The following is a 290-nucleotide window of genomic DNA, read 5'->3' as shown; positions in this document are numbered from 1 at the left end:
TTTTTTTCTCCAAAGACTTTTGATGCAAGAAACTTTTCATCTTGCCATACTGATACTCTGTANNTCTGGATGATCATATTCTTTCATGAATATTTGTGTTCCAACTGCACCATCTGTAATTCCTGGTACAATTCATTGGTATATTATTTTTATATGACCAATATATTATACTTTCTTCTTTTTTATCAAATTTTTCTAATCTTTTTCCAATTTCAAATATTCAGATTCATGAGTAGATATTAAATTCTTGTTTTTATTTTTTAATTCCTTAAATATATCATCTAAAATTG

This window comes from Candidatus Nanopusillus massiliensis (genome assembly GCF_920984865.1).
This window is presented reverse-complemented; position numbering follows the sequence as displayed.